The 14664-nt window shown below is 59.6% G+C and carries 16 protein-coding genes, 3 tRNA genes and 1 pseudogene; 11 read left to right on the forward strand and 9 right to left on the reverse strand.

What is annotated here, in order from left to right:
- Window positions 1-57 precede the first annotated feature (57 nt).
- Both OH764_RS13110 and OH764_RS13115 read left to right on the forward strand, forming a co-directional pair.
- Window positions 58-306 carry a hypothetical protein gene (locus OH764_RS13110; protein WP_498848821.1) on the forward strand — a complete coding sequence of 83 codons (249 nt, stop codon included), beginning with the start codon at window positions 58-60 and terminating at the stop codon, window positions 304-306.
- 538 nt (window positions 307-844) lie between these two features.
- Window positions 845-1990, forward strand: coding sequence for a porin (locus OH764_RS13115; RefSeq protein ID WP_498847089.1), 1146 nt, complete (start codon window positions 845-847; stop codon window positions 1988-1990).
- Between the two features lie 99 nt (window positions 1991-2089).
- Here OH764_RS13115 and greB read toward each other — a convergent pair whose 3' ends face one another.
- Window positions 2090-2659 carry a transcription elongation factor GreB gene (greB, locus tag OH764_RS13120; protein ID WP_498847090.1) on the reverse strand — a complete coding sequence of 190 codons (570 nt, stop codon included), beginning with the start codon at window positions 2657-2659 and terminating at the stop codon, window positions 2090-2092.
- A gap of 120 nt (window positions 2660-2779) precedes the next feature.
- On the opposite strand from greB, the gene OH764_RS13125 reads away from it, so the two are divergent.
- Both OH764_RS13125 and OH764_RS13130 read left to right on the forward strand, forming a co-directional pair.
- Window positions 2780-2856: transfer RNA gene (locus OH764_RS13125), tRNA-Arg, on the forward strand.
- Window positions 2857-2935: 79 nt separating this feature from the next.
- Window positions 2936-3012: transfer RNA gene (locus OH764_RS13130), tRNA-Arg, on the forward strand.
- Between the two features lie 95 nt (window positions 3013-3107).
- On the opposite strand, the pseudogene OH764_RS13135 reads toward OH764_RS13130, so the two are convergent.
- The 5 genes and pseudogenes from OH764_RS13135 to OH764_RS13155 all read right to left on the reverse strand — a co-directional run bounded on the left by OH764_RS13135 (window position 3108) and on the right by OH764_RS13155 (window position 8054).
- Window positions 3108-3598, reverse strand: a pseudogene (locus OH764_RS13135) (phage protein NinX family protein).
- A 95-nt stretch (window positions 3599-3693) separates the two neighbouring features.
- Window positions 3694-6054 (reverse strand): RelA/SpoT family protein, encoded by a 2361-nt coding sequence (locus OH764_RS13140; protein ID WP_020069049.1) that lies wholly within the window; start codon window positions 6052-6054, stop codon window positions 3694-3696.
- Window positions 6055-6165: 111 nt separating this feature from the next.
- Window positions 6166-6369, reverse strand: a complete 204-nt coding sequence (gene rpoZ / locus OH764_RS13145; protein WP_006025620.1) for a DNA-directed RNA polymerase subunit omega — start codon at window positions 6367-6369, stop codon at window positions 6166-6168.
- Between the two features lie 60 nt (window positions 6370-6429).
- Window positions 6430-7113, reverse strand: a complete 684-nt coding sequence (gene gmk / locus OH764_RS13150) for a guanylate kinase (RefSeq protein WP_020069050.1) — start codon at window positions 7111-7113, stop codon at window positions 6430-6432.
- 17 nt (window positions 7114-7130) lie between these two features.
- Window positions 7131-8054, reverse strand: coding sequence for a YicC family protein (locus OH764_RS13155; RefSeq protein ID WP_498847091.1), 924 nt, complete (start codon window positions 8052-8054; stop codon window positions 7131-7133).
- A 221-nt stretch (window positions 8055-8275) separates the two neighbouring features.
- Here OH764_RS13155 and rph point away from each other — a divergent pair, with 221 nt between their 5' ends.
- The 4 genes from rph to OH764_RS13175 all read left to right on the forward strand — a co-directional run bounded on the left by rph (window position 8276) and on the right by OH764_RS13175 (window position 11027).
- A complete protein-coding gene (rph, locus tag OH764_RS13160) occupies window positions 8276-9016 on the forward strand; it encodes a ribonuclease PH (RefSeq protein WP_498847092.1) in 741 nt (246 codons plus the stop codon).
- Window positions 9009-9656 (forward strand): non-canonical purine NTP pyrophosphatase, encoded by a 648-nt coding sequence (gene rdgB, locus OH764_RS13165; protein WP_498847093.1) that lies wholly within the window; start codon window positions 9009-9011, stop codon window positions 9654-9656. Before rph ends, rdgB begins: the two co-directional genes overlap by 8 nt.
- Window positions 9653-10882: a coproporphyrinogen-III oxidase family protein gene (hemW, locus tag OH764_RS13170; RefSeq protein ID WP_498847094.1), complete on the forward strand. Its 1230-nt coding sequence runs from the start codon at window positions 9653-9655 to the stop codon at window positions 10880-10882. Before rdgB ends, hemW begins: the two co-directional genes overlap by 4 nt.
- Window positions 10883-10937: 55 nt before the next feature.
- Window positions 10938-11027, forward strand: a tRNA-Ser gene (locus tag OH764_RS13175).
- Window positions 11028-11180: 153 nt separating this feature from the next.
- Here OH764_RS13175 and OH764_RS13180 read toward each other — a convergent pair.
- The 3 genes from OH764_RS13180 to OH764_RS13190 form a co-directional block, all read right to left on the reverse strand.
- On the reverse strand, window positions 11181-11405 hold the full coding sequence (locus OH764_RS13180) for a hypothetical protein (protein ID WP_088175271.1): 225 nt from the start codon (window positions 11403-11405) through the stop codon (window positions 11181-11183).
- 20 nt (window positions 11406-11425) lie between these two features.
- The gene (locus OH764_RS13185) at window positions 11426-11713 is read right to left on the reverse strand and encodes a DUF3892 domain-containing protein (protein WP_498847095.1); all 288 of its coding nucleotides are present in this window, start codon (window positions 11711-11713) and stop codon (window positions 11426-11428) included.
- A gap of 545 nt (window positions 11714-12258) precedes the next feature.
- On the reverse strand, window positions 12259-12486 hold the full coding sequence (locus OH764_RS13190) for a DUF4224 domain-containing protein (RefSeq protein WP_498847096.1): 228 nt from the start codon (window positions 12484-12486) through the stop codon (window positions 12259-12261).
- 410 nt (window positions 12487-12896) lie between these two features.
- Between OH764_RS13190 and OH764_RS13195 the strand changes: the two genes are divergently transcribed.
- From OH764_RS13195 to OH764_RS13205, 3 genes are read left to right on the forward strand one after another with little or no spacing between them, the layout of a single operon-like run.
- Complete coding sequence (locus OH764_RS13195; protein WP_498847097.1) at window positions 12897-13226, forward strand: hypothetical protein; 330 nt, start codon at window positions 12897-12899, stop codon at window positions 13224-13226.
- The gene (locus OH764_RS13200; RefSeq protein WP_498847098.1) at window positions 13219-13764 is read left to right on the forward strand and encodes a PAAR domain-containing protein; all 546 of its coding nucleotides are present in this window, start codon (window positions 13219-13221) and stop codon (window positions 13762-13764) included. Before OH764_RS13195 ends, OH764_RS13200 begins: the two co-directional genes overlap by 8 nt.
- Window positions 13765-14376 (forward strand): T6SS effector amidase Tae4 family protein, encoded by a 612-nt coding sequence (locus tag OH764_RS13205; protein ID WP_498847099.1) that lies wholly within the window; start codon window positions 13765-13767, stop codon window positions 14374-14376. It abuts the gene before it with no gap.
- Window positions 14377-14664: the final 288 nt, after the last annotated feature.

Raw genomic sequence — 14664 nt, forward strand, 5'->3', positions numbered from 1 at the left:
CTACGCAATCGGATCATGAAACCAGCGTTTTGCAGTAATGCGCATCAGGAGGTTGCCATGCAGTTCAGTGAAATCCGCCGAATCCTTTCTAATCTGATTCCTCATCTCGAACGATCGCCCGCCCCCTCACCTCTCCCATCTGAGCCTGGTCAGCCATCAGCGTTGGAATTCGATCCGATGTGGCACGGGGACCACTGGCAGAACCTGCTGTCCTCACCAATGGACGCCCGACGCTACGTTATGGAAGATTGGACCGCGCCCACGGCGGACGAGTGGAGTGCGGACCGCGCCGCATCAGCGCACTGATCATCGCCCAGCGCCATAACGCCAACTCGCCGATTAGCGGACGAAAAAAAAGCGCGACTGGGAAGTCGCGCCGACAAAGGTTTGGAGATCTTTTTCGTCAACGAAAAAGTCTGCTTCGGAAAGCAGAACTTTCAGTATAGCGTTTAATCCCAATGCGATTATTCACACAAAATACAATCGTCTGTTGCTAGAACAACAACAATAAAGTTCCCGGCCGAATTCGTTGTTTTTTCGCATCGGATTACCGTCGCGATTTCGCAACGCCACTTCGCATTCGTCTGTTCGAATACTTCATGACATGCCCGCAAGCATTGACCAGCAAGGCTTTGCCGGGGTTCTTTCATCGTTTCGAATCAAGTAATTCTTTATTGCAAAAATCGAAACGTCCATTGAATCGAGCCTCTCTCTACACTTTGCGTAACCGGAAATCAGCGCTTCATCTTCAAGCGCACCTTGACACGGATACGCCTCTCGCAGCGCCCGCGTGAAGGTTTCCGAAGCACGATTCACCGCTCACTCTCGCTTTCGGAGTAACAAGATGAAAAAGACTCTCATGGTCGCGGCCCTGACGGGCGTTTTTGCAACTGCGGCGCACGCTCAAAGCAGCGTCACGCTTTACGGCTTGATCGATGCCGGCATTACGTACACCAACAACCAGCACGGTCACAGCAACTGGCAACAGACGAGCGGTTCGGTGAATGGCAGCCGTTGGGGCTTGCGCGGCGCTGAAGACCTCGGTGGCGGCCTGAAGGCAATCTTCACGTTGGAAAACGGCTTCGGCATCAACGACGGCTCGCTGAAACAAGGCGGTCGCGAATTCGGCCGTCAGGCATTCGTTGGTCTGTCGAGCAACCAGTTCGGCGCCGTCACGCTCGGCCGTCAATATGACAGCATGGTTGACTACGTTGGCCCGCTGGCGCTGACCGGTACGCAATACGGCGGCACGCAGTTCGCCCACCCGTTCGACAACGACAACCTGAACAACTCGTTCCGTATCAACAACTCGGTCAAATACACGAGCGCGAACTACGGCGGCTTCAAGTTCGGCGGCCTGTATGGCTTCTCGAACCAGGCTGACGGCTTCGCAAACAACCGCGCATACAGCGCGGGCGCGTCGTACAACTGGGGCGGCCTGAACGTCGGCGCAGCGTATTTGCAATTGAACAGTAACGGAGCGACCGGCGCGGCTGCGGCGTTCAACTCCGGTGGTGCCGTATCCAGCGACAACACGTTCTTCGCTGGCCGTCAGCAGACGTGGGGCGCAGGCGCCAGCTACGCGTTTGGTCCGGCAACCGTCGGCCTCGTCTATTCGCAGACGAACCTGTCGGGTCTCGTTGGCATCGGCGCAGGTGCATCGGGCCAACCCGGCGGCATCGGTCTGCCGAACAACAGCGCGCACTTCCAGAACTACGAAGCAAACGCTCGTTACGCTTTGACGCCGGCTGTCAGCATTGCCGGTTCGTACACGTACACGCGCGCGAGCCTCGCGGGCACCCGTCCGCACTGGAATCAGTTCAATGTGCAAACGGCGTACGCACTGTCCAAGCGCACGGACGTTTATCTGCAGGGTGAATACCAGCAGGTCAACGAAGGCGCGATCGTCGGTGCAGACATCAACGGTTTGGGTGCTTCGAGCAACAACAAGCAGGTTGCGGTCACGGCAGGGCTGCGTCACCGCTTCTAACATCGCTGGCAGGACTCGCAGCATGGAAGGCGCCGTTCGCGGCGCCTTTTTTGTTGCCTGAAGACGTTCCGTGCGGACAAATCTGCACGAGGTGACAGACTAGACGTCGCTATTCGCAGGCGGATATTTGACGTCGAGAATGTCGATCGGCTGCGGACCGGCCGGCGTGTACAACGTCACGGTGTCGCCGACTTTCGCCTTCAGCAACGCCCGTGCGATCGGCGAGATCCAGCTTACGTGTCCGATATCGAGATCGACCTCGTCGATGCCGACAATCGTCACGGTGTGCTGCTCACCGTCCTCTGTCGCATATTCGACAGTCGCGCCGAAAAAGACCTGATCGACGTTCTCCTGCTTACTGCTGTCGACAACCTCGGCGAGATCCAGACGCTTTGTCAGAAATCGGATGCGCCGATCTATCTCACGCAGGCGGCGCTTGCCGTAGATGTAATCGCCGTTCTCCGAGCGATCGCCGTTCGACGCAGCCCATGACACGAGCTTGACGACCTCTGGCCGGTCGACGTCGATCAAATGCAGCAGTTCATCGCGCATGCGGTGGTAACCGGCAGGCGTGATGTAGTTCTTGGTTCCGGCAGGGATTTCCGGCTGGGCGACGTCGAGATCGTCGTCATTATCGTCGCTCGACTCTTTGACAAAGGCCTTGTTCATGATGATCCATAAGCTGCAGCAAACGACTGCTCCACTAGGGTACACGATCATGACAATGAGACAAATCGCAGTTACACGCTTCCCTTTTTTGAAACCTTTGCTATAATCTCGTTTCTGCGTGCGGCTGTAGCTCAGTTGGATAGAGTACTTGGCTACGAACCAAGGGGTCGTGGGTTCGAATCCTGCCAGCCGCACCACTTATTCGAGGGCCTCCCTCCGGGGAGGCCCTTATGTTTTACCCAGTTTTAGTGAAGTAGTACACCACCCGTTTCGCGTGCGGCTGTAGCTCAGTTGGATAGAGTACTTGGCTACGAACCAAGGGGTCGTGGGTTCGAATCCTGCCAGCCGCACCACCTCTAAAGGGCCTTCCAGTTGGAAGGCCCTTTGTCTTTCGGGCGCGTTTCTGCATCAACCGCTCCCACGACAGCACGGTGATCGCGCATGGCCCTCATGGCCGCGGCGGAGACTGAATATCGCCGATATGCCCGTCCGGGCTCGGAACCTCTTCAAAAGTATCGCCCGCCGTCGCTTCGGCTATGCGCCGAGCCGTGTTGTCGACCAGCATCTGCGACTCGTGCAGCATTTCGCCCACGCTATCGCCGAACCGGCTTTCCACGAATGCCCGCAGCAATGCCACGCGCAACGAGTCGCCACGCCCCTCCACTTCACCGCGGCCGCCTTCGAATTCCGCCACGCAGTGTGCAGGGCTTCCCCCGCTACGCTCGCGCATTTCGAGCCGACGCGCGCGCTCCATTACTGCCGCAGCGGCATCCCATGAGGTGGTGGGTGTGAAACGGCCATCCCACGGACGGCCATGATCGTTCCCGCGGATGGCGACGGTCTCGCCGCTGTCGGTGAATGAATCTCTCGCACGAAATCGTGCAGGCTGCGCGCCACCCAATAATCCAGTGCGAGGCCTTCGAGGTCAGCTACTTTCATCAGCGTTCTCCCTGAGTTTTCAGGTGAGACTCGCTAGCGGCGCCGGCGTTCCGGCAGAAAGAAACGGCACCTCTCCGCCCGATGGGCGGCAAAGCTCAGTAATCGGCCCGCTCGCGGTCGATTCGCATGCCGCCGTCATGCCGGTGATGGCCGTCGTCGCTCGGACGCTCACGCGCGATGCGCATTACGTCGAGATTTGTACGCACGCGGCGCATGACGTTGGCCAGATGGACGCGGTCGCTGACCTGGATTACGAAGCGCAAGATCGTGGATTCCTGCGACAGGTCTTCGTCCATCGCGATATGCACGATGTTCGCGTCCGCAGAAGTAATGTCTGCGGCCACGCGGGCAAACACGCCCTTCGTGTTCTTGACCAGCACCTTGATTGCGACGTCGAACAGACGCCCCGGTTGCGGCGCCCACGCCACGTCGATCCAGCGGCCGGGATCGCGCCGGTGGATTCGCTGTGCAACGCGGCAGTCCGTAGTGTGGATGGCCATGCCGAGGCCAATGCCGATATAGCCCATGATGTCGTCGCCCGGAATCGGACGGCAGCATGCGGACAATTGCACCGACATGCCCTCGGTGCCGGTGATCACGACCGGCGGCGCATGCGGCGTGGAACCGGACTCGGAGCGCGAACCGTCGTCGTCGGCATCGCGGCCGCTCATCAACACTTCGATACGCTTTGCCATGACAGCCGCGACGCGTCGGCCGAGACCGATGTCCGCGAAAATTTCCTGGCCATTTTTGTTGCCCGTCCACTGCACGAGCTTTTCCCACGCTTCGGGCGTTACGTCCGACAGCGCCAGGCCGTAGCCCTTCAAAGCCTGATCGACGAGACGCTCGCCAAGCTGAACCGACTCGTTCAGCCGCATCGTCTTCAGATAATGGCGGATTGCGGAACGGGCCTTGCCGGTGCGCACAAAACCGAGCCACGCCGGATTCGGTTTCGAATACGGCGCCGTGATGACTTCGACGATATCGCCGCTCTTCAACTCGGTGCGCAGCGGCAGCAATTCGTTATTGATCTTCACCGCGACGCACTGGTTGCCCAGGTCGCTGTGGATCGAATACGCGAAGTCGAGCGCCGTGGCGCCGCGCGGCAGCGCCATGATCTTCGACTTCGGCGTAAAGACGTACACCGCGTCGGGGAACAAGTCGATCTTTACGTGCTCGAGGAATTCGCTCGAGTCGCCGGCTTCGCTCTGAATGTCCAGCAGCGACTTCAGCCACTGATGCGCGCGCTTTTGCACATCGTTAAGATCGGCACTGCCGTTCTTGTACAGCCAGTGTGCCGCCACGCCGGCTTCGGCGATCTCGTGCATCTTGCGGGTACGCACCTGGAACTCGATCGGCGCGCCGAACGGACCAACGAGCGTAGTGTGCAACGACTGATAACCGTTCACCTTCGGGATCGCGATGTAGTCCTTGAACTTGCCCGGCACCGGCTTGTAGAGCGCATGCAATGCGCCGATGCAGGTGTAGCACTCGAGCGCGCTGTCCACCACCACACGAAAGCCGTACACGTCCAGCACCTGCGAGAACGACAACTGCTTGTCGCGCATCTTCTTGTAGATGCTAAAGATGGTTTTCTCGCGACCGGTCACTTCGGCGTCGATCTTCGCGTCGGCAATTGCGCGCTGCACCGATTCCAGAATCTTGCCGACCACTTCCCGCCGGTTGCCGCGCGCCGCCTTCACGGCTTTCTCGAGCGTGGCATACCTATGCGGATTGAAGTTCGCGAAGCTCAGGTCCTGTAGCTCGCGATACGTATTGTTCAAGCCGAGTCGGTGCGCAATCGGCGCGTAGATGTCGAGCGTTTCACGCGCCACGCGACGACGCTTTTCGGGCGGCACCGCGCCGAGCGTGCGCATGTTGTGCAGCCGGTCGGCCAGCTTCACGAGAATTACGCGGACGTCGCGCGCCATGGCGAGCAGCATCTTGCGGAAGTTTTCCGCCTGCGCTTCCTCGCGATTGCGAAACTCCATCTTGTCGAGCTTCGACAAACCGTCGACCAGTTCCGCGACCTTCGCGCCGAAACGCTCGGCGAGCTCGGCCTTGGTCACGCCCTGGTCTTCCATCACGTCATGGAGCAACGCGGCCATGATTGCCTGGCCGTCGAGATTCCAGCCGGCGCAGATTTCCGCAACGGCAACAGGGTGCGTGATGTAGGGCTCGCCGCTCTGGCGATACTGGCCGAGGTGGGCTTCGTCGCTGAAATGGAAGGCCGCCTTGACGTCTTTGATCTCTTCCGGCTGCAAATAGCCGGACAACGCGGACGTCAGCTTGGCAATCGATACGACGTCATGCCGGCGCGGCTGCTCCGGCGTGGCGGTCGGCCCGAACAGATGGCGAAACGACTGTTCGAGGACCGCGTCGATGTACTTGCGTGCAGACGAAGGCGAGTCGGCGTCATGCTCCGCTTCCGTGGCGGTGGGCGGGGTAGTACTCATGGTCGCCTCCGTAGCGGTTGAGAGTTAACGCCGGTCTGCACGTTGATGCAATCAGGTGACGCAAAAACTATGGCAAAAATGCTTGCCAACCGAAAACAGAAACAGTGCGCCTTAAACCGGCACCTTCTTCAGCATTTCGACGCCGACCTGGCCGGCCGCGATTTCGCGCAGCGCGACGACCGTGGGCTTGTCACGGCTTTCGATTTTCGGCGTGTGGCCTTGAGCGAGCTGACGCGCGCGATACGTTGCGGCGAGCGCGAGTTCGAAACGATTCGGGATCTGTTTGAGACAGTCTTCGACGGTAATGCGGGCCATGTTGAGTTCCTTCTCAGTATGTTGCTTATTCTACCTTATGTGCTCGAATCGCCGCCGCGCTCAGGGGTGCGGAAGGTGAATGCCGAGCTGCACGAAAAGCTGCGTATGACGCGCGTATTGCGAGGCGAAGCGCGAACGCGTGGCAGCCACGAGACACTGCAGTTCGCCGAGAGCGCGATCGAAGTTCTCGTTGATCACCACATACTCCGCTTCGGCCGCGTGCGCCATCTCGCTGCCTGCGGCGAGAAGCCGACGCGTAATCACATTCGGCTCGTCCTGGCCGCGCTTTTTCAGACGCTCTTCGAGCGCTTCGAGCGATGGCGGCAGGATAAAAATTTCGACCGCGTTGTGAAACTGCTTCTTCACCTGTTGCGCGCCCTGCCAGTCGATTTCGAGCAGCACGTCATGGCCGCTCTTCATCTGCTCCTCGATCCACACGCGCGAAGTGCCGTAGTAGTTGCCGTGCACTTCGGCGCTTTCCAGAAACTCGCCTTCGTCGTGACGCCGCATGAAATCGTCGACGGACGTGAAGTGGTAATGCTCGCCGTCCTGCTCTTTCGGGCGCGGCGGGCGAGTCGTGTACGAGATCGACAGACGGATCGCGTCGTCGCCGGCAAGCAGCGCGTTCACGAGCGTCGACTTGCCGGCGCCCGACGGCGCGACGACCATGAACAGGTTGCCCGGATACGCTCCGGCATACGGGTTGCGCGGTGCGCCGCTTTCGCGTGTGTGGTGATCGGTCATGTTGTGATGCTCCAGCCTTATTCCAGATTCTGTACCTGCTCGCGCATCTGTTCGATGAGCAGCTTCAGGGTCATCGACGAATCCGCCAGTTCCTTCGCCGCCGCCTTCGAGCCGAGCGTGTTCGCTTCGCGATTGAGTTCCTGCATCATGAAGTCGAGCCGCTTGCCGACCTTGCCGCCCTTCTGGATCACGTGACGCGTTTCGTTCAGGTGAGCCGTGAGCCGCGACAGCTCTTCCGCGATGTCGATGCGGATACCGTACATCGTCACTTCCTGGCGAATCCGCTCGTTGATCTCTTCCCGCGACACGGTGGTCGCCGCCGTTTCCGGTGCGGCAATGCCGAGCGCTTCCTGCAGTCGCTCGACGATTTTCTGCTGATGCTTTGTGATCAGTTCCGGCACGAGCGGCGTGATCTTCGTGACGATCGCTTCCATCTCGGTGACGTTGGCGAGCAGCATCGTGGCCAGTTGTGCGCCTTCGCGGGCGCGCACGTCGATCAGATCGGTAATGGCCTGCTTGCCGCATGCGAGCACTGCGTCGCGCAGCACGTCCGGCGCCACGCCCGTCTCGGCGAGCACGCCGGGCCAGCGCAGAATTTCGCCCGAGCGCAGACGGCCCGCTTCCGGAAACGTCGCCAGCACGGTGCGCTCCAGCAACGCAAGCTGCGTCAGCGCGTCATGATTGATCGAACCGGCGTTTGCCGTCTGTTCGCTACGCTGCAGATTGATACGAATATCCACCTTGCCGCGCGACAGCTTGTTCATCAGCATTTCGCGCAGCGCGGGTTCGCATACGCGCACGTCCTCGGGCATACGGAAGTTCAGGTCGAGGAAGCGCGAGTTCACCGTGCGCAGTTCGACCGACACGCTTACGCCGCCCGTGCCGGAGGCCGCAACGAGTTCGCGTGTCGCGCTCGCATAGCCAGTCATGCTGTAGATCATCGTATTTCTCGCGATGGTGGCCATGCGTGAGACGCTGGCCGAAGAGTCGAATCGCCCGGCGTGTACGAGACGCGAGGCGGTGAAACGGCATTATCCCATTTTTGGCGATGGGACCCCTTGGAGAGCCCCGGCCGACACGGCGCGCCGACGGGGCGCATACCTGCGCGGATCGGCTGTAAAATCGTGCTTTCCCCTCCTGCTTCCTTCCCGACCCAACCAACATGACCGACACCACTCAACGCCCTAGCTGCCGTCTCGCCAATCAGCTGCGCGACGTGCATATCACGCGCCACTATACGAAGCACGCGGAGGGTTCGGTGCTGGTCGAATTCGGCGACACCAAGGTGATCTGCACGGCGAGCATCGCGGAGACCGTGCCGTCGTTCCTGCGCGATCGCGGCCAGGGCTGGCTCACCGCTGAATACGGCATGTTGCCGCGCGCCACGCATACGCGCAGCGACCGCGAGGCCGCGCGCGGCAAGCAGACCGGGCGCACCCAGGAAATCCAGCGTCTGATCGGCCGCGCGCTGCGCTCGGTGTTCGATCTGGGGAAGCTTGGCGCGCGCACGCTGCATATCGACTGCGACGTGATCCAGGCCGACGGCGGCACACGCACGGCGAGCATCACCGGCGCTTTTGTCGCTGCGCATGACGCGGTGAACAAACTGCTGGTTGCGGGGCGCATCGAGAGTTCGCCGATCACCGACTACGTCGCGGCGATTTCAGTCGGCGTGTACGACGGCGTGCCGGTGCTCGATCTCGATTACGACGAAGACTCGCAATGCGACACCGACATGAACGTGGTCATGACGGGCGCGGGCGGCTTCGTCGAAATTCAGGGCACCGCAGAGGGCGTGCCTTTTTCGCGCGATGAAATGAACGCGCTGATGGATCTCGCGAGCGACGGCATCGCCACGCTGATTGCGAAACAGAAAGAAGCATTGGAGTATCGAGGTGAGTGAGGTTCGTGAAGGCAATGGCGCGTCTCTATCGGGATCGCCGTTGAACAAGGTCGTGCTGGCGTCGAATAACGCCGGCAAGCTGCGCGAGTTCGCCGCGCTGCTCGGCGCGGCCGGCATCGAGTTGATTGCGCAGGGCGAACTGGGTGTGCCGGAAGCGGAAGAACCGCATCCCACGTTCGTCGAGAACGCGCTTACCAAGGCACGGCATGCGGCCAGGCTCACCGGGCTGCCTGCCCTCGCCGACGACTCCGGTCTGTGCGTGCGCGCGCTGCGCGGCGCGCCGGGCGTCTATTCGGCGCGTTACGCGCAACTGGCGGGTGGCGAGAAGAGCGACGCGGCAAACAACGCGCGGCTCGTCTCCGCGCTACAAGGCGAGAGCGATCGCCGCGCGTACTACTACTGCGTGCTGGCACTGGTGCGTCACGCCGGCGATCCCGAGCCGCTGATCGCCGAAGGCCGCTGGCATGGCGAGATTCTCGATGCGCCGCGCGGCGCGAACGGCTTCGGTTACGACCCGTACTTCTTTCTGCCGTCGCTGAACGCGAGCGCCGCGGAACTCGAACCGGCGCTGAAAAACGCCAGCAGTCATCGCGCGATTGCGTTGCGCCAACTGCTTGCGCGTCTGACGGAGGAAGCGTGATACCGATCAAGCCGACGCCCGCCGATGTCGGAAACGGCGTGATCAAGGCATTCACGTCGCCGGGCAGCATCCGTCTGACGTCGCTGCCGCCGCTCTCGTTGTACGTGCATTTTCCGTGGTGCGTGCGCAAGTGTCCGTACTGCGATTTCAACTCGCATGAATGGAAAGGCGACAGTTTTCCCGAGAGCGAGTATCTCGACGCATTGCGTGCCGACCTCGAGATGGCGTTGCCGCTCGTGTGGGGACGGCAGGTGCATACGGTGTTCATCGGCGGCGGTACGCCGAGCTTGCTGTCAGCGGCCGGACTCGACCGCATGCTGTCGGACGTGCGCGCCCTCTTGCCGCTCGACGCCGATGCGGAGATCACTCTCGAGGCCAATCCCGGCACGTTTGAGGCGGCCAAGTTCGCGCAGTTTCGTGCGAGCGGCGTGAACCGGTTGTCGGTGGGCATCCAGAGTTTCAACGAGGCGCATCTGAAGGCGCTCGGCCGGATTCACGATTCGACGCAAGCGCGCCATGCGGTGGAAGTGGCCGCCACTACGTTCGACAATTTCAATCTCGACCTGATGTTCGCGCTTCCGCAGCAGACGCTCGCCGAATGTCAGGCCGACGTCGAGACTGCGTTGTCGTTCGCGCCGCCGCATCTCTCGCTGTATCACCTGACGCTCGAGCCGAACACGCTGTTTGCGAAATTCCCGCCTGCGCTGCCGGACGACGACGCGTCCGCCGACATGCACGACTGGATTCACGAACGCACGTCGGCGGCGGGATATGAGCGCTACGAAGTGTCCGCGTATGCCAGGCCGCATCGGCAGAGCAAGCACAACCTGAACTACTGGCGTTTCGGCGACTATCTTGGGATTGGCGCCGGCGCGCACACGAAGCTGTCGTTTCCGAATCGTGTGTTGCGTCAGGCGCGCTACAAGCATCCGGCCACGTTCATCGAGCACGCCAAGGCCGGCGCGGCGGTGCAGGAAGAACACGAAGTCGGACCGCGCGACCTGCCGTTCGAGTTCATGCTGAATGCGCTGCGACTGGTGGAAGGCTTTCCGGTGCATCGGTTCATCGAACGTACGGGTTTGTCGATGACATCTATCGAGCCGGCTTTGCAGGAGGCGGAACGGCGCAAACTGATTACGCGAGACCACGAAAAGATTGCGCCCACGCCGCTCGGACAAGCGTTCCTCAACGATCTACAGGCGTTGTTTCTGAAAGATCCGCAGTGAATGCGGATCAAGAGAGCGCCGCAGCGAGGTTTTTTCAGGTTACAATTTGCGGCTTGGAGGTGTGGCCGAGCGGTTTAAGGCACCGGTCTTGAAAACCGGCGAAGGAGTGATCCTTCCGTGAGTTCGAATCTCACCGCCTCCGCCAGGACACCCCTCGCCTCTCATCCGAATCAATCCGATTCAATCGCGCAAAGCCTTACCAGCTAAGGCTCTCAGCGCAAAACACCCAAAAGTAGTTGTCCGATTTCGTTGCAATTAATCGCATTCAGTCGTAAGTTTTATGGTGGACTCGAGGGCGCTATTCGAAGAACACACCGCCTTTCCCAGCTGCGCTGATACGCACTATGTCGTCGGTGGTCCTTGCCCCAAGCCCGACAAAAATAAGTCTTGCGTTATGCCTGCTACCGGCAGCGGCGATGCGAACCAGATCCTCCGTGGCCCGTACGCCCGCCTGGAGTCGAAAGCCGCCCCCTGCTGCGGCGATTCGAACAAGATCGTCAGTCAATAATGCTTCGAAGGCCATGCTGTCACTCCCGAAAATGGCTACGGACACTCAGCGAGGCTGAGCAGATTGTCGGCGGTAGTGGAATCACGCCCTGTCCTCAGAAACTTGTGACCTTGCGGGGTCTGCCAGACGAGCACCTCGGCGGTCTGGCCCCCGCCGACCACATAGAAGTTCCACTTACCAGATTCGATTCCGTCAATTGCATCTTTCTCGCTGAGCTTCCATCGGCTTCCGTCGGCGTTCTTACCGCCGATGTGTGAAATCGCTTCATGTCGGCTCTGACGATGCGTCTTGTTAATGCAAAGTATTTGATGTCTTGTGGCCATGACAAATCCATATTAGAAGCCGCGCTCTCAGACGCGGCGTACGTCATCACTTTTTGGGAGACTTGCCCGCGCCGTTGTGGGCGGGTCGGTCCATTGTGTAGCTCTGTCCTGGCTTAGGCGTAGGAGGCATCGGCTTCCCTTGTACGGCTGTTCGCTCTTCACCAGTCTTTCCCCCGCGGGGGCCTACGATCCCGTACTCACCGGACCTCGGCGCCGGCTGCCCCGGTTTAAGTTTGCCACTCATATTTAATACTCCTTATCAAGTGCGGCATCCTGACGCCGCTCATTTGCGGATTTATCTTCGCGCACTTGGGTAACGAACAGGCGCCTCGGCTCGGGAAGTGTCGGTGACTGGCCTCGTAACCAGCAGCGCACTTTTTACACTGCGCTGCCAGCCACAGGTAAACACTACCGTAAACTATTCCTCATATGTGGAAGAAGTACTAAATAACAGGGAAAATATGTGCTGCACCACAACATATAGCGACGAGTGCTCAACGAACCGCCCCGCCTGATGCGAATTGCATAGAAATCGAGAGCGGTGGCTACGCCGCGTTCCAGTGGATCAATGAATCAGCATCCGAATCGCGGTCGGCCTCGGCCTTAGCGCCAAACAACTGTTCAACATGCTGTCGCAGCACGAGCACCCGACCATCCGGGCGAATCACGTGTTCGACGCCCATCGCACGAAGAACTTTCGCCTGGCTATGGTGTTTCCGCTTGCCGCTCAGTTCGACCATCTCTTCGGCAGTCAAAAATAAGTTTCCCGACATCTTGCGCTCCCAGCCTACTTACAAGGGTATCTTCCATTTCGGCGCCGTTTTGCGGTGTTCGGCGGGTTTGCCGTTGACTTGCTCCCGTCGACGTGAGCGCAGGGTTAGCTCACGATATCTAGTCGCATATTCGGGATGCCGTAGTGACCTGAAGCCGACTGTTCTGATCGGATTTTTATTGACAGCATCACAAGGATGCTACGCATATCTGAATTAATGCATTGTCACTATCCCACTGGAATGCGAGCGGGAAATACTGTCCCACGTCACCAAACCGCAGCACGTCACCTGTTTTCAGAGTTGTCCGATATGGCTGTCGGCCTGTCCTGCGGGGTAATGCCTTGCCGCGTCAGCGGGCCAGTTTTCGCGCGATGCATCGGAGCAACTCAACCAGGACAGGAGACGTAGAAATGCCGGAACAGCAGAAGAACCAAACGACAAACCTGTTTGCAATTATTGGTACTCGTACCAGACGCGGCCGATACGCGAGCCGGGTACTGACCAGCGCCGAGTATAGAGGCAAGGCATTCGCTCGCGTCGTAGATATCGACGCGTATGACGACGGCGGTCAAACTACCGTTATAGATGGCGCGGCTTATGCCGCCACATGGAAGGGTAAGCCGCCTGCGCTGATCGGTTCGCGTCAAAGTAACGGCGAAACGACTCACCTCCCGTTCAATTCCGGATACGTGCCGCCTGCCGCTGAGCCTGCCGATGCGAGAGGCGACACCCATGCGTAAGGCGCTCGTCGTGCAAGGCAGCCCGACGACGACAGGTGGCGTTGTAACCGGTGGGTCTGCTACTCACATGACGGATCACGGCAGGCCATTCGCGCTGCACGGTGACGAAGCAACGTGTGGCAAGTGCAAGGGCGCATTCAGGATATCCGGTACGGCTACACGCAGATGTTACCGAGGAAAGCCCGGCGTCGTCGAAGGCGATCTGGTGCTGTGTCCCTGCGGACAGAATCGCGTGATGGCTAGTCCCAATCCGGGTTGCTTCTACTGGACCGACGAAAGCACAGCGGGCGTAAGCAGCGAGGCGGCTGCTGCGATCGCCTCATCGGTAGTAGATGCGATATACGACGAACAGGTCCGCGCCGCTGCTGCGGGCATGACGCTCGAAGGGTATCCGTATCTGATCGAGACGCCAGACGGCCAGATGCGCGCGGGACGCCTCGATGCGGATGGACTGCTACCTCGCATTCACACCGGCGAGAGTCGCGGCGACTACACAGTGTATTGGGGCGATGAAGCCCTTGCAAAACAGGGAGACTGAATGATGCCGAACAGAAAGACATTAGTCAGAACCAACTCAACGCCTAACTCCATCAAAGAAGTGGAGTTGAACGCTGTTACTTTTGCCGCGTTGTGGTCGGCATATCCCCACTCCGATCCGTGTACGGACCCGTCAACAGGAAAGCCAGCTTTTGAGGATGAGTGTGCCATTCGCTTCGGCACATGTCTCGCTAATGTGGGAATCACCAATAAGTCGTTCAAAGGCGAGAAGTGCTGGTTTCAAGGTCACCCACCAAGTCACATGCTTCGGGCCAAGGAAGTGGCGGAATGGCTTCAGCGTCGCCCTTTCGCTGGTTGCCCTGTTCCAGTACAAATTACAGGCACAGGCTGGCAAGATAGGGTGAAGGGAAAAACGGGAGTTATCTTCTTCGGGAGTTACTGGCGACGCAACTTGAAAGACAAAGATCCGACTGGCGATCACATTGACTTGTGGAACGTAGATAGCCTTACGCCGAGCTCCGAAACGACTCTTCGGTTCACGTTCGGTATAAACAAGGTGTGGAATCCGCTATCCGTTTTAGGCGTCGGTCCGGAAAACCTATACTCCAATCTTGCTGACTCGAAAACGATCCTATTCTGGGAAATCAAATGAAGAAGGCGTTCGTTTTCGCGCTCCTGTTCGTCATTGGCGCCGTAGGGGGCGGCCTTGCGGGGCTTTATATAGCCCTACCGTCACAAACCCTCGAATGCGGAGACGCGTGCGGTACGCGAGCGCTGGTGTGTGCCTTGCGTTGTGGCTTAGTTTTCGGCCTTCTGCTTGCAGTCGTTGGCGGTGTAATAACGCAGATGTACCGTGCAAGGCAGTCCGGCAGGCAGTGGTAAATTGCCGGTCCGAATAAGCTGCATAGGCAATGCCGTGCAATCGCTGCGGAGCTAATTA

Origin of the sequence: Burkholderia sp. M6-3 (assembly GCF_050858985.1) — a bacterium.
Taxonomy (GTDB): Bacteria; Pseudomonadota; Gammaproteobacteria; order Burkholderiales; family Burkholderiaceae; genus Paraburkholderia; species Paraburkholderia caledonica.

Coding starts and splice junctions, on each gene's coding strand:
- OH764_RS13200 (WP_498847098.1), top strand. CDS start 13,219: ATGCGTAAGGCGCTCGTCGTGCAAGGCAGCCCGACGACGACAGGTGGC.
- OH764_RS13115 (WP_498847089.1), top strand. CDS start 845: ATGAAAAAGACTCTCATGGTCGCGGCCCTGACGGGCGTTTTTGCAACT.
- OH764_RS13180 (WP_088175271.1), bottom strand. CDS start 11,405: ATGGCCTTCGAAGCATTATTGACTGACGATCTTGTTCGAATCGCCGCA.
- OH764_RS13185 (WP_498847095.1), bottom strand. CDS start 11,713: ATGGCCACAAGACATCAAATACTTTGCATTAACAAGACGCATCGTCAG.
- OH764_RS13110 (WP_498848821.1), top strand. CDS start 58: ATGCAGTTCAGTGAAATCCGCCGAATCCTTTCTAATCTGATTCCTCAT.
- OH764_RS13155 (WP_498847091.1), bottom strand. CDS start 8,054: ATGATCTACAGCATGACTGGCTATGCGAGCGCGACACGCGAACTCGTT.
- OH764_RS13205 (WP_498847099.1), top strand. CDS start 13,765: ATGATGCCGAACAGAAAGACATTAGTCAGAACCAACTCAACGCCTAAC.
- OH764_RS13140 (WP_020069049.1), bottom strand. CDS start 6,054: ATGAGTACTACCCCGCCCACCGCCACGGAAGCGGAGCATGACGCCGAC.
- rpoZ (WP_006025620.1), bottom strand. CDS start 6,369: ATGGCCCGCATTACCGTCGAAGACTGTCTCAAACAGATCCCGAATCGT.
- OH764_RS13190 (WP_498847096.1), bottom strand. CDS start 12,486: ATGTCGGGAAACTTATTTTTGACTGCCGAAGAGATGGTCGAACTGAGC.
- greB (WP_498847090.1), bottom strand. CDS start 2,659: ATGAACAAGGCCTTTGTCAAAGAGTCGAGCGACGATAATGACGACGAT.
- gmk (WP_020069050.1), bottom strand. CDS start 7,113: ATGACCGATCACCACACACGCGAAAGCGGCGCACCGCGCAACCCGTAT.
- rph (WP_498847092.1), top strand. CDS start 8,276: ATGACCGACACCACTCAACGCCCTAGCTGCCGTCTCGCCAATCAGCTG.
- OH764_RS13195 (WP_498847097.1), top strand. CDS start 12,897: ATGCCGGAACAGCAGAAGAACCAAACGACAAACCTGTTTGCAATTATT.